The organism is Streptomyces niveus (assembly GCF_001723055.1).
GTDB lineage: Bacteria > Actinomycetota > Actinomycetes > Streptomycetales > Streptomycetaceae > Streptomyces > Streptomyces niveus.
This window is the reverse complement of record NZ_MDCR01000341.1, coordinates 1-1,644: the sequence shown is the minus strand read 5'-3', so window position 1 is coordinate 1,644 and position 1,644 is coordinate 1. Positions and strand designations below refer to the sequence as shown.

General features: G+C 71.2%; 1 protein-coding gene. It reads left to right on the top strand.

Translation table 11 applies throughout. The features are described from left to right. Positions 1 to 69: 69 nt before the first annotated feature. The gene (locus tag BHU15_RS31525) at positions 70 to 1,530 is read left to right on the top strand and encodes a cytochrome P450 (RefSeq protein WP_069630249.1); all 1,461 of its coding nucleotides are present in this window, start codon (positions 70 to 72) and stop codon (positions 1,528 to 1,530) included. Positions 1,531 to 1,644 lie beyond the last annotated feature (114 nt).

Genomic DNA, 1,644 nt, shown 5'->3' with positions numbered 1-1,644 from the left:
TCTGTGTGGGAGTGACCGGCCCGTCGGCGCGGCACCGGCCGGTCACTCCCACACAGAAGGAAGTCGTCCATGACAGACACGAGTACGGCGACCGCCGCGTCCATCCCGCTGGCGCCGCGGGCCCTGCCGCTGCTGGGCCACGCACTGCCGCTGCTGCGTGATCCGCTGGCGTTCATCATGTCCCTGTCCGAGTACCGGAAGATGGTCCGCGTACGGCTCGGCCCGAGCACGGCCGTGATGGTCTGCGATCCCGCCCTGACCCGGCAGGTGTTCCTCAACGACCGCGTCTTCGACAAGGGCGGCCCGATCTACGACCGGATCAGCGAGGTCATCGGCGACGGCCTGTCCACCTGCTCGTACCCCCTGCACCGGCGCCAACGGCGGCTGTGCCAGCCGTCGTTCCACCCCACCCGGCTCGTCGGGTACGGCGCGGTGTTCGCCCGCGCCGCCCAGCTCAAGGCGGCGTCCTGGAACGACGGCGACGTCCTCGACATCACGCAGGAAATGATGACGCTGACGACGCGCGCCACCATGGAGACGATGTTCAGCGGCGCGCTGCCGGCCGAGACCATGCGGCAGTCCCTGACCGACACCGCCACCATCGTCAGCGCCTTCTTCCGCCGGATGATGACACCGGCCCTGCTGCGCCGGCTGCCGACCCGGCAGAAGCGGCGCTACGACGAGGCCCGCAACCGGCTGTCGGCGACCATCGCGGAGATCGTCGCCGAGCGGCGGGCCGATCCGACCGACCGGGCCGACCTGCTCTCCGCGCTGGTGGCGGCCGTCGACGAGGAGAGCGAAGGCGGCCAGAAGCAGCTCAACGACCATGAACTCGCCGACGAGGCCCTCACGTTCTTCCTCGGCGGGATGGAGACCACGGCCATCACCCTGGCCTGGGCACTGCACCTGCTCGCCACGAACCTGGACATCCAGCACCGGCTCCAGGTCGAGACGGACGACGTCCTGGCGGCGGGCCGGCTGGAGGCGTCGCACCTGCCCGAGCTCGACCTGGCCTCCCGGGTGGTGACCGAGACACTGCGGCTGTATCCGCCCGCCTGGATGATGACACGCGCCGTCAGACAGGACACCGAACTCGGCGGCGTGAAGCTCAAGGGCGGCAGCACCATCGTCCTCAGCCCGTACCTCCTGCACCGCAGGCCCGACCTCTACACCGAGCCCGACCGGTTCGACCCGGACCGCTGGACCGGCGCCCAGCCCGACCGGAACACCTACATCCCGTTCGGCGTCGGCGCGCGCAAGTGCATCGGGGACCAGTTCGCCCTCGCCGAGGCGATCCTCGCCCTCACCGCGATCGTCGCCCGCTGGGAGCTGACCCCCGTCGGCGACGAACCGTTCAAGCCCAAGGTGGAGACCAGCCTCAGTTCGCGCGGGCTGACCCTGCGGATCGGCGCACGCCGCACGGCCGGCCCAGGCACCGCCAAGCTTCGCGCGGCGGCGCCCCGCTCCGTACCCGCCCAGCCGGATGCCCAACCCGGCTCCCCCACCTGCCCGGTGACGCACCAGGAGTGACGCCATGAAGCCGCACCTGAAGCCGCTCGTGAAGGGGCTCCTCGCCTCCCGTAAGGCCGACCTGATCGGCGCGACCCCGGCCGACGCCCTGCACGCCCCCACCCGCCCTTATCC